This is a genomic window from Allomuricauda sp. F6463D (assembly GCF_023015965.1).
Taxonomy (GTDB): Bacteria; Bacteroidota; Bacteroidia; order Flavobacteriales; family Flavobacteriaceae; genus Flagellimonas.
In genome coordinates, this window is the sequence record NZ_JALKAN010000001.1 from 695,113 (window position 1) to 716,039 (window position 20,927).

General features: G+C 37.8%; 26 protein-coding genes. 23 read left to right on the forward strand and 3 right to left on the reverse strand.

All coding sequences use genetic code 11. From position 1 onward, the window contains the following. Nucleotides 1–43 precede the first annotated feature (43 nt). Nucleotides 44–2,023, reverse strand: a complete 1,980-nt coding sequence (locus tag MWU56_RS02980) for a thiamine pyrophosphate-dependent enzyme (RefSeq protein ID WP_247042095.1) — start codon at nucleotides 2,021–2,023, stop codon at nucleotides 44–46. Nucleotides 2,024–2,133: 110 nt separating this feature from the next. On the opposite strand from MWU56_RS02980, the gene MWU56_RS02985 reads away from it, so the two are divergent. From MWU56_RS02985 to MWU56_RS03005, 5 genes are all read left to right on the forward strand, one after another. After that, nucleotides 2,134–3,084: an isopenicillin N synthase family dioxygenase gene (locus tag MWU56_RS02985; protein ID WP_247042097.1), complete on the forward strand. Its 951-nt coding sequence runs from the start codon at nucleotides 2,134–2,136 to the stop codon at nucleotides 3,082–3,084. 2 nt (nucleotides 3,085–3,086) lie between these two features. Continuing rightward, nucleotides 3,087–3,416, forward strand: a complete 330-nt coding sequence (locus MWU56_RS02990; protein ID WP_247042098.1) for a translation initiation factor — start codon at nucleotides 3,087–3,089, stop codon at nucleotides 3,414–3,416. A gap of 142 nt (nucleotides 3,417–3,558) precedes the next feature. Further along, a complete protein-coding gene (locus MWU56_RS02995) occupies nucleotides 3,559–4,491 on the forward strand; it encodes a DUF1835 domain-containing protein (RefSeq protein ID WP_247042100.1) in 933 nt (310 codons plus the stop codon). Nucleotide 4,492: 1 nt separating this feature from the next. Continuing rightward, nucleotides 4,493–5,380 carry a nucleoside phosphorylase gene (locus MWU56_RS03000; protein ID WP_247042102.1) on the forward strand — a complete coding sequence of 296 codons (888 nt, stop codon included), beginning with the start codon at nucleotides 4,493–4,495 and terminating at the stop codon, nucleotides 5,378–5,380. 70 nt (nucleotides 5,381–5,450) lie between these two features. Further along, on the forward strand, nucleotides 5,451–6,299 hold the full coding sequence (locus tag MWU56_RS03005) for a substrate-binding domain-containing protein (protein WP_247042103.1): 849 nt from the start codon (nucleotides 5,451–5,453) through the stop codon (nucleotides 6,297–6,299). A gap of 26 nt (nucleotides 6,300–6,325) precedes the next feature. Here MWU56_RS03005 and MWU56_RS03010 read toward each other — a convergent pair whose 3' ends face one another. Beyond that, nucleotides 6,326–6,991 (reverse strand): uracil-DNA glycosylase, encoded by a 666-nt coding sequence (locus MWU56_RS03010; RefSeq protein ID WP_247042105.1) that lies wholly within the window; start codon nucleotides 6,989–6,991, stop codon nucleotides 6,326–6,328. Between the two features lie 227 nt (nucleotides 6,992–7,218). Here MWU56_RS03010 and MWU56_RS03015 point away from each other — a divergent pair, with 227 nt between their 5' ends. The 6 genes from MWU56_RS03015 (at nucleotide 7,219) to MWU56_RS03040 (ending at nucleotide 13,686) form a co-directional block, all read left to right on the forward strand. Then, the gene (locus MWU56_RS03015) at nucleotides 7,219–9,393 is read left to right on the forward strand and encodes an endonuclease MutS2 (protein ID WP_247042107.1); all 2,175 of its coding nucleotides are present in this window, start codon (nucleotides 7,219–7,221) and stop codon (nucleotides 9,391–9,393) included. A gap of 279 nt (nucleotides 9,394–9,672) precedes the next feature. Continuing rightward, nucleotides 9,673–10,236 carry a TetR/AcrR family transcriptional regulator gene (locus MWU56_RS03020; RefSeq protein WP_247042108.1) on the forward strand — a complete coding sequence of 188 codons (564 nt, stop codon included), beginning with the start codon at nucleotides 9,673–9,675 and terminating at the stop codon, nucleotides 10,234–10,236. A 71-nt stretch (nucleotides 10,237–10,307) separates the two neighbouring features. Continuing rightward, nucleotides 10,308–10,874, forward strand: coding sequence for a carboxymuconolactone decarboxylase family protein (locus tag MWU56_RS03025; protein ID WP_247042110.1), 567 nt, complete (start codon nucleotides 10,308–10,310; stop codon nucleotides 10,872–10,874). A gap of 514 nt (nucleotides 10,875–11,388) precedes the next feature. Then, complete coding sequence (locus MWU56_RS03030) at nucleotides 11,389–11,760, forward strand: hypothetical protein (RefSeq protein WP_247042112.1); 372 nt, start codon at nucleotides 11,389–11,391, stop codon at nucleotides 11,758–11,760. A 385-nt stretch (nucleotides 11,761–12,145) separates the two neighbouring features. Further along, nucleotides 12,146–12,739: a Crp/Fnr family transcriptional regulator gene (locus MWU56_RS03035; RefSeq protein ID WP_247042115.1), complete on the forward strand. Its 594-nt coding sequence runs from the start codon at nucleotides 12,146–12,148 to the stop codon at nucleotides 12,737–12,739. A 68-nt stretch (nucleotides 12,740–12,807) separates the two neighbouring features. Further along, nucleotides 12,808–13,686, forward strand: coding sequence for a pirin family protein (locus MWU56_RS03040; RefSeq protein ID WP_247042117.1), 879 nt, complete (start codon nucleotides 12,808–12,810; stop codon nucleotides 13,684–13,686). A gap of 358 nt (nucleotides 13,687–14,044) precedes the next feature. On the opposite strand, the gene MWU56_RS03045 is transcribed toward MWU56_RS03040, so the two are convergent. Next, nucleotides 14,045–14,701, reverse strand: a complete 657-nt coding sequence (locus tag MWU56_RS03045) for a metal-dependent transcriptional regulator (protein ID WP_247042119.1) — start codon at nucleotides 14,699–14,701, stop codon at nucleotides 14,045–14,047. Nucleotides 14,702–14,811: 110 nt separating this feature from the next. On the opposite strand from MWU56_RS03045, the gene MWU56_RS03050 reads away from it, so the two are divergent. The 12 genes from MWU56_RS03050 to MWU56_RS03105 all read left to right on the forward strand — a co-directional run bounded on the left by MWU56_RS03050 (nucleotide 14,812) and on the right by MWU56_RS03105 (nucleotide 20,887). Next, nucleotides 14,812–15,408: a superoxide dismutase gene (locus MWU56_RS03050; RefSeq protein ID WP_262917771.1), complete on the forward strand. Its 597-nt coding sequence runs from the start codon at nucleotides 14,812–14,814 to the stop codon at nucleotides 15,406–15,408. A gap of 2 nt (nucleotides 15,409–15,410) precedes the next feature. Then, nucleotides 15,411–15,857: a tetratricopeptide repeat protein gene (locus tag MWU56_RS03055; RefSeq protein ID WP_247042121.1), complete on the forward strand. Its 447-nt coding sequence runs from the start codon at nucleotides 15,411–15,413 to the stop codon at nucleotides 15,855–15,857. 99 nt (nucleotides 15,858–15,956) lie between these two features. Continuing rightward, a complete protein-coding gene (locus MWU56_RS03060) occupies nucleotides 15,957–16,538 on the forward strand; it encodes a Crp/Fnr family transcriptional regulator (RefSeq protein ID WP_247042123.1) in 582 nt (193 codons plus the stop codon). Between the two features lie 74 nt (nucleotides 16,539–16,612). After that, nucleotides 16,613–16,996, forward strand: a complete 384-nt coding sequence (locus tag MWU56_RS03065; protein ID WP_247042124.1) for a VOC family protein — start codon at nucleotides 16,613–16,615, stop codon at nucleotides 16,994–16,996. 34 nt (nucleotides 16,997–17,030) lie between these two features. After that, complete coding sequence (locus tag MWU56_RS03070) at nucleotides 17,031–17,585, forward strand: dihydrofolate reductase family protein (RefSeq protein WP_247042125.1); 555 nt, start codon at nucleotides 17,031–17,033, stop codon at nucleotides 17,583–17,585. 6 nt (nucleotides 17,586–17,591) lie between these two features. Further along, nucleotides 17,592–18,005: a VOC family protein gene (locus MWU56_RS03075; RefSeq protein WP_247042128.1), complete on the forward strand. Its 414-nt coding sequence runs from the start codon at nucleotides 17,592–17,594 to the stop codon at nucleotides 18,003–18,005. A gap of 7 nt (nucleotides 18,006–18,012) precedes the next feature. Next, nucleotides 18,013–18,462, forward strand: coding sequence for an SRPBCC family protein (locus MWU56_RS03080; RefSeq protein ID WP_247042130.1), 450 nt, complete (start codon nucleotides 18,013–18,015; stop codon nucleotides 18,460–18,462). 52 nt (nucleotides 18,463–18,514) lie between these two features. Further along, on the forward strand, nucleotides 18,515–18,910 hold the full coding sequence (locus MWU56_RS03085; RefSeq protein ID WP_247042132.1) for an SRPBCC family protein: 396 nt from the start codon (nucleotides 18,515–18,517) through the stop codon (nucleotides 18,908–18,910). 19 nt (nucleotides 18,911–18,929) lie between these two features. Beyond that, a complete protein-coding gene (locus MWU56_RS03090; protein ID WP_247042134.1) occupies nucleotides 18,930–19,331 on the forward strand; it encodes a VOC family protein in 402 nt (133 codons plus the stop codon). Between the two features lie 85 nt (nucleotides 19,332–19,416). Beyond that, a complete protein-coding gene (locus MWU56_RS03095; protein ID WP_247042136.1) occupies nucleotides 19,417–19,869 on the forward strand; it encodes a DUF1569 domain-containing protein in 453 nt (150 codons plus the stop codon). Between the two features lie 191 nt (nucleotides 19,870–20,060). Next, nucleotides 20,061–20,387: a metalloregulator ArsR/SmtB family transcription factor gene (locus MWU56_RS03100; protein WP_247042145.1), complete on the forward strand. Its 327-nt coding sequence runs from the start codon at nucleotides 20,061–20,063 to the stop codon at nucleotides 20,385–20,387. Continuing rightward, nucleotides 20,384–20,887 (forward strand): SRPBCC domain-containing protein, encoded by a 504-nt coding sequence (locus MWU56_RS03105; protein WP_247042146.1) that lies wholly within the window; start codon nucleotides 20,384–20,386, stop codon nucleotides 20,885–20,887. The genes MWU56_RS03100 and MWU56_RS03105 overlap by 4 nt, the downstream gene beginning before the upstream one ends. The last annotated feature ends 40 nt before the right edge of the window (nucleotides 20,888–20,927 follow it).

Below are 20,927 nucleotides of genomic sequence, written 5' to 3' on the forward strand. Positions count from 1 at the left end.
AAAAAAGGTTAACCGCCTTACTTTAACTGCGATAGAGTAAAAATTAGTATTGATACAGTTCAAGTAAGGCTGATTCAAACCGATTTTTAGGTAAAAAATTCGCTTCCAGTGACTTCGCGAAAGGTACGGGTGTCTCTAAACTTCCTATTCGTTTAATGGGGGCATCCAAATATTCAAAACAGTTTTCCATTACCAATGCAGAAATATCACTGGCTATACTTCCAAACAAAGTGTCTTCCTGAAGTACAATCAATTTTCCGGTTTTCTTTACCGAATTAAAAATGGTTTCGGTATCAAGCGGCTGAAGTGTTCTCAAGTCCACTACATCCGCATCTATTTCTGAATATTTATCTAGAATTTCCAATGCCCAATGTACCCCGGCACCATAGGTGATTACGGAAATGGATTTTCCTTCTCTTAAAAGATTGGCTTTCCCAAAAGGCAAGGTATAGTAATCCGTAGGGACATCACCTCTAATGCTTCGGTATAAACCTTTATGCTCAAAAAAGAGCACAGGATTTGGGTCGTTAATTGCTGTGTTCAACAATCCTTTGGCATCGAACGGAAATGCTGGGTACACAACTTTGAGCCCCGGGGTTTTGGTAAACCACGCTTCGTTGGTTTGGGAATGAAAAGGTCCCGCACCTACTCCACCACCGCAGGGCATACGTATAACCACGTCTGCTTTTTCGTTCCAGCGGTAATGCACTTTAGCCAAATAGTTAACAATAGGATTGAAGCCTGAACTTGCAAAATCGGCAAATTGCATTTCCACAACGGCTTTCATTCCATTGATGGACAATCCCATGGCTGTGGCCACAATTGCCGATTCACAAATGGGCGTGTTCCTTACCCGACGTTTACCGAATTTGGGCACAAAACCTTCGGTAATTTTAAAAACCCCTCCATAATCCGCAACATCCTGACCCATGATGATTAGGTCGTTGTAACGGTACATGGATTGTTCTAAACCTTGAGAAATGGCATCTACAAAACGTATGTTTTCAAGTTTATTTGATTCTGATTCAATATGCTCGTAATCAAAATGTTTGTAAACCTCTTTTAACTCTTTACTTTCATTGCAAGAAACCTCTGGCTCATCAAAAGCCAATTGCAAATTTGTATTGATTTCTTCTGAAATTTTCTCTTTGACACTTGCTATAAATTCTTCTGTAAGCACTCCTTCTTTCAGTAGGAAACTTTCATAATTGGCAATAGGGTCCTTCCCCTCCCATTCTTTCATCAATTTCTCTGGGACATACTTGGTACCACTTGCCTCTTCGTGCCCACGCATCCTGAACGTCTTGAACTCTATCAATATAGGTCGCGGACGCCTACGTATGGCCTTGCACAACTCATCCACTTTAGCATACACCTCCAAAATATTGTTTCCGTCAATTATTCGCGACTCAATACCGTATCCTTTGGCTTTATCCGCCAAATGTTCACAGTTATATTGCTCCCTGGTTGGTGTGGAAAGACCGTACCCATTGTTTTCTATACAGAACAACACAGGCAGGTTCCACACGGAAGCCACATTCAATGCTTCATGAAAATCACCTTCGCTGGTTGCGCCTTCACCCGTGAAAACAGCAGTTACCCGCCTCTTTCTCCGCAACATATCTGCCAAAGCAATACCATCGGCCACCCCTAATTGAGGCCCCAAATGTGAAATCATCCCAATAATTTTGTATTCCTGAGTGCCAAAATGAAAGCTACGATCCCTACCTTGGGTAAAACCACTTTGTTTGCCCTGCCATTGCGCGAAAAGTCGATTTAACGGAATGTTTCTGGAAGTAAAAACCCCTAAGTTTCTGTGCATGGGCAGGATATACTCATTTTCCTTGAGTGATTTGGTAACCCCGACCGAGATTGCCTCCTGACCTATTCCACTAAACCATTTGGAAATTTTGCCCTGCCTGAGTAGAATCAACATTTTCTCCTCAATCATTCTTGGCTTCAGCATTCCTGTGTACAAATCCAGCAACTTTTGTTCTTCCAAGTCGCCAATATGATACCTCATACAATAAAATTCTGTTGGCTAAAAGTAGTAAAAAGCCCTTCAAAATGCTTTAAAATTTTATATCCTTCGTCAATATTCCCTATTTTTGATACTATTCCAAAGATTGTAATATGAGCGCTATCCCAAGTGTCAACCTAGAAGACTTTATCTCGGGTGACCCTAAAAGAAAAGAAAGATTTGTAAAGGAAATTGGTACTGCTTTCGAAGACATTGGCTTTGTGGCACTAGGTGGACATTTTTTATCTGATGAATTGGTGGAAAACCTTTATACGGAAATAAAAAAGTTCTTTAAACTACCGCAAGAGGTCAAGGACCACTATGAAATTGAAGGCATTGGAGGCCAAAGAGGATATACTTCCTTTGGAAAAGAGCATGCGAAAGGCAAAAAAGAGGGTGATCTTAAGGAATTTTGGCATTTTGGCCAATATGTTGAAGACAACCCGGAACTAGAAGCGGAATACCCGGACAATGTTATGGTAAAAGAACTTTCTTCCTTCAACAAGGTTGGAAAAGAAACCTATAAAATGTTAGAGAAAACCGCAAAATATGTACTGAGAGCCCTTGCTTTGCACCTAGGCCTGGAAGAAACCTATTTTGATGACTATATTAAAAACGGTAACTCCATTTTAAGACCCATCCATTATCCGCCCATACAGGAAGAACCAAAAAATGCCGTGAGAGCCGCCGCCCATGGCGACATCAACCTAATAACACTGCTCATGGGGGCACACGGAAAAGGGCTTCAAGTTAAGGATCACAATGGCAACTGGGTAGATGCTATTGCCCAACCCGACCAATTAATGATCAATGTTGGGGATATGTTGTCCAGACTTTCCAACAACAAATTAAAATCGACCATACACCAAGTGGTCAACCCGCCTAAGGAGCTATGGGGCACTTCCCGTTACTCCATTCCTTTCTTTATGCATCCTGTTAGCGATATGCCCCTAAATTGTCTGGAAGGCTGTGTTGATGGTGAGCACCCCAAAGCGTTTGAGGATATAACTGCGGGAGAATATTTACACGAAAGATTAATAGATTTAGGACTTATAAAAAAGTAACCATGGACCTTGGAGACCAGTTAAAAAACCTATTTCCCGACCATGTTTCGGAGGAAGAGCCTTCAAACGAAAAAGAAAAGCCCTTGTATTGGCTACAGGACGACCCCATTATCTGTAAATACGAAAAAAGAAAGGGCAAACCTGTAACTATACTGGAAGGATATAACGGAGCCGATACCGATTTTAAAAAACTGACAAAAGACCTTAAAACACTATTGGGAGTAGGTGGAAGCTATAAAAACGAAACTATTATTATTCAAGGGGATTACAGGGGTAAAATCATGGATTTTCTTAAGCAGAATGGGTTTTCAGTGAAGCGTGTGGGCGGATAACTGCCGATTCCACAATATTCCGATTAAGTTTTTTATACATGTTAAAAACTTGGCCCAAATACCAATGTTTTGTGAAAAAATTTTTGTGTTCTTGCTTTAAACCTTACTTTTAATATTCCTAACCAACGAAATTGAGCTGAAAATGAAATCACTGTTGCACATAACCAACGGGGACAGTTTCACGACTAAACTACAGTCTTTACAACTAAAAGGAGATGTAATTACTTGGAGAGAAATGCTATGCGAAGGAAAAACCCTTTCCACCGTGGGCAGCGAATCTTTTTGGAAAACAAGGTTCGAATTCTTGAACAAAAATTACAAAGTCTCCAAATCTTGGTTCATTGAAAAAACCCTAAAGGAATATCGATCGCTTTGCAATCACAAGCAGCAAGATCATATCGTACTATGGTTCGAATATGACCTTTTTTGCCAAATAAATATGCTGGCGGTTCTAAGCTGGCTGAAAACACACAGGAGACATGCCGAGATTTCATTGGTATGCAGCGGCAAAGAAGACGATTCCGACAAACTATACGGTCTCAATGAACTTAGTGATGAGAAATTACTGGAGCTTTACGATGAAAGAAAAGTGTTGTCACAGGACGACATAGAATATGCCGATTACATTTGGCAACTATATTGTAGCGACAACCCTATCCGATTGGAAAACCAGATTGCCAACAACGATTTTCAATTTGAGTACCTATCGGATGCACTTAAAACGCATTTAAAGCGATTCCCGACCATTAAAAATGGGCTCAACGATTTGGAGAACCATATTTTGGAGCTAGTTAAAAAAGAAAAACCTGAGTCCAAAAATGAGTTGATGCATAAATTGCTGACAAACCAAGGTTATTATGGCTTTGGTGATACCCAGTATGAACGGATGCTTTCTTCCCTAAAACCACTATTTAGTTCTTTTGACCCTGTCAAATTGACAAAAAAAGGGTTGAACGTGTTAAAACAGGAAGCAAATTACTATTCGGAAATACGTGATAATCAATTATATTTAGGCGGCTCCTTAAAGTATAACTTCTTGTACAATACTGAAACAGACCGAATCCTTAAATTATAATATGAGCTCATCACTGGGTAGTTCGGAGCTTGTTCTGAATCCTGATGGGAGCATATACCATCTTAACCTTCTACCCGAAGATATTGCCTCCACTATTATTACTGTAGGTGACCCTCAACGCGTAAAGGAGGTGTCCAAATACTTTGATTCCATTGAAGTAAAAAAAAGCAAGCGTGAATTTGTTACCCATACCGGTCAATTTTCCGGTAAACGTATTTCTGTCATATCAACCGGCATCGGAACAGACAATATAGATATTGTTTTTAATGAGTTGGATGCTTTAGCCAACATAGACTTTACCACGCGACAGGCAAAAACCAATACGACCAAGCTAAATTTTATACGGGTCGGTACATCCGGTTCTTTACAAGCGGATATTCCCGTGGACTCATTTTTAATCAGTTCCGTAGGCATTGGCTTTGATAACCTAATGCACTTTTATGACTGTGGACACATCAAGAACATGGAACTGGAACAAGCCCTCGCGGCATACTTAGGCTGGAGCAAGTACAATATACACCCATACGCCGTGGATGTAGACAAGGATTTAAGCACTATTTTTAAGTCAAATCGTATACGATTTGGCGCAACAGGAACAAATTCAGGATTTTATGGCCCACAGGGAAGAGTATTGAGGTTGGCGCCCACTATTAAAGATTTTAATGAGAAGTTATCCGAATTTTCCCATGGGAATATAAGAATCACCAACCTTGAAATGGAAACCGCAGCCATTTACGGTATCGCAAAGCTACTTGGGCACCGTGCGGTTTCACTCAATGCAATATTGGCCAACCGAGCTACAGGGGAATTTTCCGATCAGGGGCATAAGACCATTGATGAACTGATTCAATACACCTTGAAATGTATCGCTGATAGTCAACTGGTATAATTTTTAGAGCCACTTTTTTTGAAAGATACCAGTTGGAATCATATTTTTAAAGCATAAAGAAACGAGACGTATGAAAAAGGTAAAGATAATAGGTGTTCCAGAACATTTTAACCTCCCTTGGCACTTGGCCATGGAAGACAATGCTTTCGAGGACAGAGGTATTGAAATGGAATGGACCGATATCCCCGAAGGAACAGGAAAAATGACCCAGATGCTTCAGGATGGAGAAGCGGATTTAGGCATTATCCTTACCGAAGGTATCATTAAAAGTATCTCACAGGGCAATCCGAGCAAAATTGTTCAAGAATACATTTCCTCTCCCCTGCTTTGGGGCATTCATGTAGATGCGAACAGTGAAAGAGATTCTATAAAGTCCCTAAAGGATGATAAAGTGGCCATTAGCCGAATGGGCAGCGGAAGCCATTTAATGGCCTATATCAATGCGCAAAATCAAGGATGGAACACCGAGAATCTCGAGTTTGAAATCATTAATAATCTAGATGGCGCTGTGGAAAGCTTAACAGATGGCTCCAATGCCTATTTTATGTGGGAACACTTTACCACAAAACCTCTTGTGGACAATGGAACTTTTAAACGAGTGGGCGACTGCCCTACCCCTTGGCCTTGTTTTGTGATCGCTGCTTCAGATGGATTTTTGAAAGAAAATGAAGGGGTGGTCAAGCACATCCTGGAAGTAATAAATACCTACTCCATCGAATTTAAACAAATCCCCAGTATTGATAGAACACTTTCCAATAGATACGGGCAAAAACTGGAAGACATTAAAGAATGGCTTTCCAAAACCACTTGGGGGCAAAAACAATTATCCGAGCAAACGGTAAATGAAGTTCAATCTAGGTTATTTGACCTCAAATTAATTGACGAGGTAAAATCCCCGGAAACATTTCTCTGGAAATAACATCCAACTATTGCATCAGCATAACGCTACCAATCTATGGGCTCTTTACCCATTTGGGTTAACAACGTATTTGTTTTACTAAAATGCTGATTGCCATACCACAGCCCACGGTTGGCACTTAATGGCGAAGGATGTCCTGAAGTCAATATATGGTGCTTACTTTTATCTATTAATGATGATTTCTTCTTGGCAAATCCGCCCCAAAGCAAAAAAACAACACCCTCCAATTCTGAGGAAACCGTTTTTATCACCGCATCGGTGAATTGCTCCCATCCCTTTTTTTGGTGGCTCCCAGCCTGATGTGCTCGAACGGTAAGGGTTGCATTTAATAGCAATACCCCTTGATTTGCCCAGCGTTCTAAATTGCCGCTTTCTGGATATGGCTTTTCCATATCCACTTTGATTTCCTTAAAAATATTTACCAATGACGGTGGATGCTTAATGCCGTCTTTCACGGAAAAGCAGAGTCCATTGGCCTGATTGGGCCCATGGTACGGGTCTTGACCAATAATAACGACTTTAGTTTCTTGGAAAGGACAGTGATCAAAGGCTGAAAAAATGTCCTCATACTTTGGGTAGCAGGTATTTTGCTGATATTCCTGCTTTACAAATTCTATAAGTTGAAGAAAATACGGTTTCTCAAATTCATCATGCAATTTTACTTTCCAACTGGGCTCAATGTTCACATCCATGTGCTAAGGCTACTTCTTTTTTGTGAGTTTATAGATCAAATATCCAATGCCCGCCACAAAATGCAGTATAATAACCCCAGCGATAATATAGATCACAGTATTGTCTCCCCTCATTGTGATGCGTTTAAAGCAATATATCAAAAGTACACAATGCGGATTGTTTTTACCAAGCTGTCCACCCCCAAAAACACATCAAAATCCTATATTTGCGCTGCTAGCAGAAAAAGATGCGGAACATTCACCCAAAAACACTTCAAGATCTCGAATTTCCAACAGTATTGACCCAGATTGCGGCAAGGTGCATTACTGAGTTGGGAAAAGAACATGCTTTAGAGATTCATCCTTTACCAAAAAAAGATGAATTGATGCAGGTTCTTGGGCAAACTTCTGAATATTTGGCCTCCTATTCCAACGACAACCGTATTCCAAATCATGGCTTTGACCAAATCAATAGTGAACTAGGGCTGTTAAATATTGACAACAGCACTTTGGAGGTTTCTGGTTTCCGTAAAATTGGTAGTATTTGCAAAACAGTGGCCATTCATCAGAAATTCTTTAGAAAGTTCAAGGAATACTACCCGCTACTTCATCAAAAGACAAGTGCATTGGAGCTACATCCAGAAATTCCAATTGCCATAGATAATGTTATTGACAAGTTTGGTGAAATTAAAGATTCCGCTTCAGATGAGCTGCGATATATTCGTAGCCAAATCAATGAAGTGCGCAGTAAGATCAATCAAAGTTTCAGTGCTGCGCTAGGTCGTTACCAATCTTCGGATTTTTTGGATGAAATCCGTGAATCGGTAATGGAAAACCGTAGGGTTTTGGCGGTAAAGGCCATGCACCGCAAAAAGGTAAAAGGCACCGTTATGGGGACTTCCAAGACTGGAAGTATCGTATACATTGTGCCAGAAGCCACTTTGGCTTACACTAGAGAACTCAGTAATTTGGAGTTTGAGGAGAAAGAAGAGATCCAGCGCATCCTAAATATGCTTACTGACGAGATAAGACCTTATTTGAAGTTGTTACGAGCGTATCAATTACATCTTTCCGAGATTGACATCACTTCGGCAAAAGCCAAGTATGCCAATGAAATGAATGCAGTCTTGCCCGACATTAATGAAGAGCAAGAACTTTATCTCAGAGATGCATTCCATCCGTTACTATATCTTTCCAATAAAAGGAAAAATGAAAAAACCTGGCCGCAGACCATAAAGCTGCAAAAAGAGAACAGGATCATCGTAATTTCCGGCCCTAATGCCGGAGGAAAAAGTATCACATTAAAGACAATCGGACTGCTTCAAGTAATGCTTCAAAGTGGCATGTTGATTCCAGTCCACGAGCGTAGTACGGTCTGTTTTTTTGATAAGATTTTGACAGATATTGGAGATAATCAATCCATTGAAAATCATTTGAGTACGTACAGTTACCGGCTCAAAAACATGAACTATTTCTTAAAGAAATGCAACGACAAAACTTTGTTCTTAATAGATGAGTTTGGAACTGGAAGTGACCCCGAATTGGGAGGTGCGCTTGCAGAAGCATTTTTGGAAGTGTTCTATGAGCGCGAAGCCTATGGGGTAATCACAACCCACTATGCCAATTTAAAAGCTTTGGCCAACGAACTGCCACATGCCACCAATGCCAACATGCTGTTTAACTCTAAAACGTTGGAACCTACTTTTCAATTGATACTAGGTGAAGCCGGGAGCTCTTTTACGTTTGAGGTCGCCCAAAAGAACGGCATTCCCTACTCTTTGATCAATAAAGCGAAGAAAAAAATTGAACGTGGAAAGGTTCGGTTTGATGCTACTATTGCCAAGTTGCAAAAAGAGCGAAGTAAAATGGTAGAAACCGGCTCTAAATTGAAGGAAGAGGAAACCAAGGCGCGTGAAGAATCGGAACGAATGGAGCAACTCAATTCCAAAATCAAATCCAAATTGGAGAGCTACCAAGAAATGTACGACCACAACCAGCGTATGATTCAACTAGGAAATAAGGTGAACACTGCTGCTGAAAAATACTTTATAGACAATAAAAAGCGGCCATTGATTTCCGAAATGCTCAGGATTGTGGAAACGGAGAACAGCAAGCGCAAAAAAACCACAGCTAAAAAAGCAAAGGCAAAACAAGAAGAGAAAAAACAGGTTGCCCAAGAATTGGAGCAAAAGATCAAAAAAGTCCGTGTAAATAAAAAAGTTCAAAAGAAAAAAGAGATACAGGCCCAAAAGAACAAACCTCGCCCTGTTTTTAAAGTGGGCGACCGTGTACGTTTAATGGACGGTAAGGCCGTAGGCAGCATAGATACCCTGGAAAAAGGTAAAGCTACCGTGAACTACGGTATGTTCACCACCAATGTAAGCGTAGATCAGCTGGAATTGGTAGAGGCCAAAAAGAAATAGCGACCAAATAGATTTCCACCACCAAGTACGTATTGCCCGATAGTATTCTTAAATCCATATATCGTTTGAAGAAAAGGCTTCGGCTTGAAAAAGAAATAGATTTGGGCAACTTCTTAAAAGCATTGTAGCATTATTCAATCGTAGATCAATTGGTTTGGTTCAAAAGGTGGTAATGTCTAGTTATGCCCTTTAAACGCTTTTTGATCATGGTAAAACTGAAACAAAAGTTAAAACATTTTTTTTAACTAAACGATTGTTTAGTTTTGTGCTCTAGAAATTATGTCAAGAACTAAAACATATAATGAGCAAGAAGTAATTGAAAAAGCCATGAACCTTTTTTGGGTCAATGGGTTTAAATCCACTTCAATGCAAATGCTGGAAAAAGAAATGGGGATCAATAAATTTTCCATCTATTCCAGTTTTGGAAACAAAAATGGGGTTTTCTTGGAAAGTTTGAAGTGCTACAAACAAAAGTTGAACCTATTGATCAATAAGTTGGAAAACGCTACCGACGGTATTGATGGCATCAAACAATACTTTTACGACTTTATTGATTTCTCAAAAGAGAATGATTTTGGAAAAGGTTGTTTGATAACGAATTCCGCCAATGAAATTGGTACATGTGGCGATCAGAAAATAATTTCAGCACTAGAAAATTTTACTGCGCATGTGAGAGCGGTTTTTGCTGAAGCACTCCGAAAAAATTCTCAAAAAAATGAAAGCCTAGTGGAACAGCAAGCTGATTATTTAATTGTGTCAATATTTGGTCTTTCATCAGCCACGCGAGTTTTTACTAGAACCCAAGTAAACAATTATATTGAAAACATCTTTTTAAGATTATAACTTTTTTTTAACCCATATCTAAACGATTGTTTAGATATATTCATTATTTTAAAATCAAATAAATAATAGCTATGAGTACAACAAACACAAGTGAAACAACAACAATACACACTATTGAATCTGCGCCTGAAAAAAGTAAGCCATTTCTAGAAAGTTCAAAAAAAGCCAATGGCTACGTGCCAAATTTGCATGGTGTTCTTGCCGAATCCCCAGAACTATTGGAGGGGTATCAAAAGCTGCACCAATTGTTTATGAACACCTCTTTTGATAAAGACGAGTTAACCGTGGTTTGGCAAGCTTTAAATGTAGAAAACGCATGCCATTATTGTGTTCCGGCCCATACCGCAATCGCTAAAGCAATGCAAGTTGATGATGCGATCACCGAAGCACTGAGAAATGAAACAGAATTACCTTCAGAAAAATTGGAAGCATTGCGAAAAATGACATTGTCCATGGTCAGAAACCGAGGAAATGTAAACGATGCTGAAATCAATGCCTTTTACAGTGCTGGATATGGACAAAAACAATTGTTTGAAATAATTCTTGGACTTGCCCAAAAAACCATCAGTAATTATACCAATCATATTGCCGAAACCCCGTTGGACAGTGGTTTTAAAAAATATGAATGGAGCAAATAAGCAAATCTTCTTAGAGAGGTTGTCTAAAAAGTCTGTTTTTGTCAACCTGAACTTGTTTCAGGTTCTCATAATACTTTATTTGTCAATGTGATGAGATTCTGAAACAAGTTCAGGTTGACGTATTTTAATACTTTTTAGACAGCCTCTTTTTAATTTTAGGCCCAACCCAATAAACAATCCCAGTAATCCCTTGTCGCTACAACATGAGGCGCATAGGGCGATTAAGAAATCTTAGTACTAGAATAGATTTCTCACACTCCCTACGGACGGTTTAAAATCACCTTAAAACAACACCATGCCATTCCTATGAACGTAGGAAACCTGTTTCTTTATAACCAAAAGGCTTTTGTGTTGATAATTAGGGGATAACGGTATCATTCACCCGTTGTTATTTAGCAAAAAATCCTCGAACTTCGTTATCGCTAGCTATAAATCATTAAAACGGATTCATAGCCCTAAACGTTGTAAACAATTATGACTACCTTAAAATACGTTGCACGACCAAAAATCATTAATGGAAAAATTTAAGGAAAATCCTTTTTGGAAAAAGTTCATATTCGGACTTCTGGCAATCGCAATTATTGGAACAACTACCTATCATTTATTAAAAGACTACAGCGTAAAGACGAATAAAAAACATGTGGCTGGAAAGATAACGGATTTCGAATTCATTAATATGGCCCGATATTCCATTGGTTACGAATATATTGTGGACAATAAAAAATACGATGGGACAGTTGGAGTTGAATATTTTGATTGCTATAAGAATAAGAATTGTATAGGATATGAGGTAGATGTCTACTATTCTTCGGAAAATCCAAAATTCTCACAGGTGGACTTAAGAAAATATGAAAAATATAAAACGACTGTTTATCTCATTAAATAACTGTTTACAACAGAACCTAAACGTAATGCGGTCATTAGGGCAAAACCGAAAGGTCTGTGTATTTTTATGTAGTCGCTAAATCTTATGGATTTAGCTTTGGACAAAAAAAGAAAAAGCAAAACAATAAGCTTTAGCTTAGTGCGCAGACGGAAACGAAAAGTTTCCTTACAACCGCACTACGCTTAGCTCAGACGATAACGAAACCTCACCCCTTAGACATTCACCCCCAAATCACCTTATGTTTGCAAAGCAAGTGGCATTTCGATAAGAGACCCGTAGCGACCTGTTTAGGAATCTTGGTTTTTTACACTGACAGATCAATATTAATTATTAAAACGAATTCATATCTTTAACGTAGTAGGCAATACATCCCTCATACTACACAATGATTAGAACTGGTTTAAAAACATTTTTGACTTCAAACTTTGATATTGACGAAGCGGAAATTTTATCGTTAATTGAATCTTGCACGGTTAAAGAAGTGAGAAAAAATCAGTTCCTATTGCGTGAAAACGAACATTGCAAACACACTTTTTTTGTTGAAAAAGGGTTGTTGAGACAATATTCCATTGACAACAAGGGTAAGGAACACATTCTATCTTTTGCTCCTGAAAATTGGTTTGTAACAGATCGGGAAAGTGCTTATTTCAACCAACCCTCAAAATATTATATTGAAGCCTTGGAGGATAGTACGGTGGCCATGATAGATGAGGATTTTATCCAAATGCTTTCAGATAAAATCCCAAACTTTACCCACTTTAATAACCGATTGCTTCACAATCATATCCGTCAATTACAAAACAGGATCAATCTGCTCTTGAGCGCAGTTGCAGAAGACAGGTATTTACAGTTCATAGCAACCTACCCCGACATACTTTTGAGGGTCCCGCAAACAATGATTGCTTCATATTTGGGCATTACACCTGAAAGTTTAAGTCGCGTACGTAAAGAATTGGCCCAAAAGAACTTCAAAAAATAGGCTCTTACCATACATCAATGCACAGCCCTTTTTCTCCAAGTACATTTGTGCTATAAAAATTAATGGATATGGAAACAAAAACAGTAGAATTGATTGCAAGTCCAAGAGAACCACATTTTGTTGGAGACGGTTTTAGAGTGCACAACTTTATTCCAAGCGGATATAGAATGGATATGAAACGTATGGACCCGTTTATTATGTTGGATTATAATTCAACCTATTCATTTCCGCCATCAGACAAACCAAAAGGCGTTGGTGTGCACCCTCACAGAGGTTTTGAAACCGTGACCATAGCGTACAAAGGAAAGGTAGCGCACCACGACAGCAGTGGCGGAGGTGGCATTATTGGCGAAGGCGATGTGCAATGGATGACAGCGGCAAGCGGCGTATTGCACAAAGAATATCACGAAGAAGAATGGAGTAAAAAAGGGGGCGATTTTCAGATGGTGCAACTTTGGGTAAACTTGCCCAAAAAGGACAAAATGAGCGCTCCAAAATATCAAGCCATCAAATATGATGATATCGGTCGCTACGACATTGAAGATAACGCTGGTACTATTGAAGTGATTGCCGGAGGATATAAAAACACCCAAGGAGTGGCTTCAACGTTTACACCAATCCATATGTTGAACGCCAAACTCAACAAAGGTGGCAAAGCTGAATTTGAATATCCAGCCCATTACAACACCTTGCTACTTGTTTTGGAAGGAAACATTGTGGTGAATGGAACGGAAGAAGCTCCTACTGACCATTTGGCCTTAATGGCCAATGATGGTGAAAAATTTGAAATAGAAGCGACTGAAGATGCCGTTGTACTGGTATTGAGCGGCGAACCTATCAATGAGCCCATTGCCGCACACGGACCTTTTGTAATGAACACACGAGAAGAGCTACAAGAAGCTTTCAACGATTTTAACAAAGGGAAATTTGGGTATTTAGAAGATTAGAAACAGTAGGTTGAAGAGAGTTAGAGTTAGGTGCTGATATACACTACAGCATCTAACTCTTTTTTGTTCATTTTAATACAAGAATATAATACAGGTAGCCATTGCAGTACTCATGATTTTGTAAAAAGACACCAGCTATGTATACGTCATTTTAACCTGATGAGCCTAGCTACCTTGGAGAAATCTAGATTTTTCACGCTCCCTTCGGGCGATTCAAAATGACAGTAAACTATAATCTGACTCCATGTTATTACTGTGAAAGTATAGGAATCCGATTTATTAATCCTTAAACACGATGATTGAAATGACGATGTAGAAATTTCCTGGGCCTGGCAAATGATATTAAAATTAAACGGGTTTATTCCTTTTCCACCAACAAGCGTTCGCACACCATGTGACTTAAGCTTTCTGACAAATGATTTTCATAACTCACCACCATCGTATGATCAAACGGTTCAACAGAATTAATTTTTATTTTCAATCCTAAATGTATTTCTCTACTATTCAAGAATTTTAAAAACTCATCTGAAGTATTGATAACCGCAGCCATTTTTACTGTATCCCCCTCATTACATTCGCTCAACTTACGATATGCCTTCCCAGTAATTTTTCCATTTATATCCGGAATAGGAGAGCCATGGGGGTCAAATTTGGGGTAATCCAACAGTTCGTCCATTTTGGAAAAAAAAATGGGGGATTTAATATGTTCTATCTGTTCCGCTATTTCGTGAACTTGCTCCCATCCAAACCCCATTTTTTCTACTAAAAACATTTCGGTAAGGCGATGTTTACGGATTACTAAGGCTGCTTCTTTTCTTCCCCTTGCAGTAAGTCGTAATGGTTTGTAGCTTTTATAATGTACCAACTTCTTTGCTGCCAATTTTTTCATCATACTCGTTACAGTAGGCATTTTAATCTCCAAATGCTTGGAAAGATCATTAACATTCACTTCTCCATCGCCATTTGACAAAGAGAACAAGGCTTTGAGATAATTTTCTTCTACCAATGAGTTCATACTACAAATATATAAATCATACCTCCTATTTACTTTAACAACTTAAAATATGATAAAATAATTTTGTTAGAACACTCTAACTTATTAGTTTTGCTTTCAAAATAATGAAAATGAAAATAACACAACAATTGCCTGAGCTGCCTTTTGATAAGAATGCGTTGAACCCTATAATTACAGAAGAAACATTTGATTACCATTACGGTAAGCATCATGCAGCATATGTAAACAATCTTGCAGGACTGGTGAAAGACACATCATTGTCCGAAATGAGCGTGGAACAAATCATTAAAGTAGCATTTGCGGAAAACAACACTGCGTTATTTAACAATGCTGCACAACACTGGAACCACAGTTTTTTTTGGCACTGCCTTTCTCCGAACGGCGGTAAAGCTCCAAACGGTAAAATAACAGAGTTGATCAATCGTGATTTTGGCAGTTTTGAGAAGTTTAAACAATCCTTTTCCGAAACGGCCATAAAATTATTTGGGTGCGGTTGGGCGTGGTTGGCACAAAACGAAGCAGGGCTTTTGGAAATTATTCCTATGAAAGAAGCCCACACACCATTGACCAAGGGCAAGACCCCTATTCTTACGCTGGATGTATGGGAACATGCTTATTACATTGATTACCGCAATGCCCGCCCAAAATTTGTAGAAAGTTTTTGGGATATCGTGAATTGGGATTTTGCAAATCAAAACCTAAAATAAAAATGAGTGATCCTTGTATACAGCACATTGAAAATTATTGGAAAATTAAAACTACTGACTCTAATGAGTTATTTAATAAAGGGAGCTTTAAAGCTGCTTTAACAGGTTACGAAGAAGCACTCTACAGGGCAGAAGTATTAAATACTAATTTTGCCGATTGTATTCGTGTAGGTATCCCGTTCTTACAGATTTACATTATTTCCTGTAATAATATTGCGAACACTTATGAAGAGCTACATCAATACGAAAAAGCTGAAAATATATTAAAACGGATAATCTATTTTTTACTCCATTTTGAAGGGAATAAAATTTTGGATAGCAATGAAATTCAATCAGAATTAAAAAGAGCATCATTGACCTATGTAAGTTTTACAGAAAAAAACAATTTGAAAAAGCTCCAACAAGAACATCTTTTCAGAAAACTGAAAGAACGTTTTGTTACCAATTAGGTGACACTAATGTAAAAGTCCGTGCAATTCATAATCCTATCATTAAAGTAAGGTTACTGTGGTATTTCTTTTTCTTATTTTTAAGAAAAATGAAAAGCAATGCAGGATTCCTTTTTCGGAAATATATATAATCATCCGTCTATTAGTGATGCGGACTTAAAGTCCATCATTGGAGCACATAAGCAAGTTACCTTTAAAAAACACGATACAATTCTCAAGGAAGGGAGCATGAGCAATGCTTATTACCTTATAGAAAAAGGTATGTTTAGATCATACCTCATTGATTATAGCGGAAATGAAATTACAACTGATTTTTTTGACTCCAACGATATTTTAATTGATGTTGCCTCCCTATTTCTTCGTGTTCCATCAAAAGAGACGATACAGGCACTTTCAGACAGCAAGGTATGGGAAATTGATTTCAATGCCTTTCAAAATTTATATAGCACTATTGGAGGGTTTACCGAATGGGGACGAACGTGGATGACCAACCAACTTTTTGAAGCGAAGAGCCGTGCGGTAAGCATGCATACACAAAGTGCTTCTGAAAGATATTTGAGTTTGATGAATAAAAAACCCCAAATTATTAAGGACGTCCCGCTTAAATACATCGCCACCTATTTGGGCATTACAGACACTTCTTTAAGCAGAATAAGAAAAGACATCTTGCAGCAGACTTAGAACTTGTCCTATGGCAAGATTTTAGTGAATTCATTTTCTGAGTTTTGTATTCATAATCATGTAAAACTAACAAAATGAAAAAGCACAATCCCGTAGTGTGGTTTGAAATATATGTGAACGACTTAGATAGAGCTGCATCTTTTTACGAAAGTGTTTTCAAAATTACTTTTGAAGACATGAAGGATCCAACCGGTGGTAGTATGAAAATGAAGCTCTTCCCAGATGATATGGAAAATCATGGATCCGGCGGTGCTTTGGTAAAAATGGAAGGTACAGAACCTTCTGCCAATGGCAGTATTGTGTATTTTGGTTGTGAAGATTGCAAAGAACTTGAATCACGTGTTGAAGAAAACGGCGGCAAAATCATTCAATCTAAAATGTCTATTGGTGAACACGGATTTGTTTCCATCATAATGGACAGCGAAGGGAATTCCATTGGGTTTCATTCGTTGTCGTAAGGAGTCATTTTAAAAATTCAGAAAGAAGAAATAAATGGGACAACTTATTTTGTTTAATATGATGAGCCTTGATGGTTTTTTTGCGGATAATAATGGAGAATTGGATTGGCATAATGTTGATGACGAATTCAACGAGTTCACCCTTGGACAATTAAATGATGCAGACCATTTGATTTTCGGTCGAAAAACCTATGAATTAATGGCTGATTATTGGCCAACGAAACAAGCCATTTCCAGTGATCCAAAAATTGCTGGAAGAATGAATGGACTGGTTAAAACTATATTTTCTACGACTCTGAACGAAGTAAATTGGGAAAACACAAGGCTTTATAGTAACGAAGTTGTAAAAGTAGTTTCCGACCTCAAAAAAAGTTCAGAAAAGGACATTTTGATTTTTGGGAGTGCCAATTTGACTGAAGCACTGATTGAAAATGAGTTAATAGACTTATTCCGTATAATGATTAATCCCGTAATTCTTGGAACTGGAAACCCTTTGTTTCCGAATTTTAAAATCCAAATGGATTTGAGTTTAACACACACCAAATCATTTAAATCGGGTAATCTTTTAGTAGAATATACACCAAAATAAAACAGTATGAAACCTACAAACATTTGGGCAAACCTGGAAGTAGAAAACATCCAAAGAACTCAAGACTTTTACTTGGAATTAGGGTTCAAATTAAATGGCCATCCTGCTGATGATTTGGTGAGTTTCTTGTTTGGAGATGATGATTTTGTAATTCACTTTTTTAAAAAAGAGAAACTGAAAACAAGTATCGAAGGAGAATTATCAGACCTAAAAAAAGGGAATGAAGTGATGTTTTCTTTATCAGTTGAAAGTAAGGTTGAATATGATACTTGGGTAAATGAAATAAAAAAAGCGGGAGGAACAATTTTATTCGACTCGAATACAGACCGTAAAGCGTTCTATGATAAAAACGGATTTATTGTTTGCGTATTTGCCGACCCAGATGGGCATAAATTCAATTTGCTTTACAACACTAATTGATAAAATAATGGAAAACGCTCTAATTATAATTAAAGAACAAGTCGTAGAAGCTAATCCCAAAGAGATTTGGAAAGTAATTACAACACCTAAATACTTCAAGGAATGGATGTTTGTTCCTGGTAAAGCTACAGATGAAAATTCCTTTGGTTTAGGTAGTAAAATTGAATGGAGAAACGATAAAGATATTGTTTACCTAACAGGGAAAGTCATACACTTTGTCCCAAATCAAAAATTGGTGATTTCTATGCAGGACATTAGTTGGAAAACGGAAGTTCCCAAAGAAGCTGTCACTTATGAGTTTCACTTAGTCGAAACCAGTAAAGGGACAAAAATTAAGTTTTATTTAGGCGACCTGGCAGTTGACCCAGAAGGACAACTTTGGTATGATGCTTACAATTCTAGTAATGAAATTGGAGCCATTGAACAATTAGTTAAACACAACCGAGAGAAAAAATAAATACTGGCTATTGATTCATAAATATGGAAGTAAGAAATAATATACGAATAGGATGGAAAGCATAGAAATCGTCAACTACGTCAAAACACCTATTGCAACAGTGTATAAGGCACTTACCTCAGAAGAAGGTTTGGGAAACGTTTGGACAAAGAAACTAATAGTAAAACCAGAAGTTGGCTTTGTTAACGAGTTTGATTTTGATGAAGGATATATTACAAAGTTCAAAATAATTGAACTAAAGGAGAACAACAAAATTGTTTGGGAATGTATCGCTTCTGATGAGGAATGGGTAGGAACAAAAGTATCATTTGAGCTTTTAGAGAAAGGTAATAAAACAACAGTTACTCTTAAACATTTTGATTGGAGAGAAAGAACCGATTTTTACCGATGGTGTAATTACAATTGGGCAATGTTCTTATTTCGATTGAAGAACTATTGCGAAAACTAAAACAGCGTATAAAATCAATATGATGAAACAACAAATTACAACTTTTCTAACATTTCAAAACAACAACGCTGAAGAAGCAATGAATTTTTATATCGATTTATTCGATAATTCGAAAGTGATTGAAATACATCGCTACGGAAAAGATGGACCAGGGAAAGAAGGAACCGTTGAAAAAGCTTTATTTGAGTTAAACGGTAAGCAGTTTATTTGTAGCGATAGTTTCATTCAACACGAATGGACTTTTACCCCTGCGGTATCCAATTGGGTAGAATGCGAAAATGATAAAGAAATTGAACAGCTTTTTAAAAGGCTATCCGAAAATGGGGATGTAAAAATGCCCTTAGACAATTACGGTTTTAGCAAACAATTTGCTTTTGTAGAAGATCGGTTTGGAGTTTCTTGGCAATTGAATTTGGAGTAAAGTACCCTGATTGTTATTCTGAATTTTATGTATTCCAAGGAATGAACATAAAAGTAATTACCTCATAAAGCATTAAAATATAAATATGAAAAGCATCTTCGACCAAAACACAAGAGAACAGTTGATTCTGCGAATTGAGCAAATAAACGAAGAGAGTAAAGCGCAATGGGGTAAAATGAATGTTAGTCAAATGCTAAAACACAATACCTATTGGAATGGCTGGATGCTTGGAACAGAAGACCACATTTACAAACAGGCGTTTATGGGAAAATTATTTGGCAAAATAGCCTTGAACCGAATGATAAAAAACGATAAACCATTGGACAAGAACATTCCCACATCCGACCAATTTAAGGTTAAGGCGTTTGATGGGGACATGGAACTAGAAAAATCAGAATGGATTGCACTTATAAAAGCGTATGAAAATTACAACAATCCAAGATTTATTCACGATTTCTTTGGAAAAATGAGCAGAGACCAAATTGGAGTTTTGGTCTACAAACACACAGATCATCATTTAAGGCAGTTCGGGTTATAAAAAAAGTAAATTGTCAATATTTTGGATTAGGATTTAGCGAATACCGCAATGGTTCGTTCCACACCTCCCTCACCCACCGATGTATATAACACACTAATTATTAATTGTTTATGTTTTATTATTTAAATAAAAGATGTTTTTATTGCGTAGCTAAATGACTTCATTTATATTTGTAGTCAAATAACTTCGCAATGAAACTAAGAAGAGATGTTTTTCAAGCCATTTCCGACCCAACTAGAAGGGCCATATTGGTACTGCTCGCTTCACAATCAATGACCGCAGGTGCCATTGCTTCCAACTTCGATGTGGCCAGACCTACAATTTCCAAGCACATTCAAATTTTAAATGAATGTGAACTAGTAGAGGCAAACCAACAAGGTAGAGAGATTCAATATCAACTAAAAATTGATAAAATGAAGGAAATAGATCTCTGGTTGGAGCAATTCAGAAAAATCTGGGAAAACCGTTTCGATAATTTGGACAACGTATTAAATCAATTAAAAAACAAACAGTCATGAACAAATCTTTTTTATTCAACTTCAAAGTAGATAAAGAAAACAAGCAAATAAATGTAGCGCGATCATTCAACGCCCCGAAAGATTTAGTTTGGAAAGCTTGGACAACACCCGAAATTTTAGAACAATGGTGGGCACCCAAACCTTATAAAGCAATCACGAAATCCATGGATTTCACCGAAGGTGGCCAATGGCATTACTACATGGCCGGGCCACAAGGCGAACAACATTGGTGTCTCTTCGATTTTGAAAAAATAGTGCCCTTAAAGAGTTTTTCGGGTTTGGATGCCTTCTGTGATGAAAATGCTGTGATAAGCGATACCAAACCAAGGGTTAAATGGTATAATGAATTTGTAGCCAAAGGTGATACTGCTGTTGTACATATTAAAATTCAATTTGACCTATTGGAAGATTTAGAAACCATCATCAGTATGGGCTTCAAAGAAGGATTTACTGCAGGGCTTGAAAACTTAGATCGGTATATTGAATCGCAAATTAAGTAGCATTTACGTTTCATCGCATAAAATAAAATCATTCCAAAAT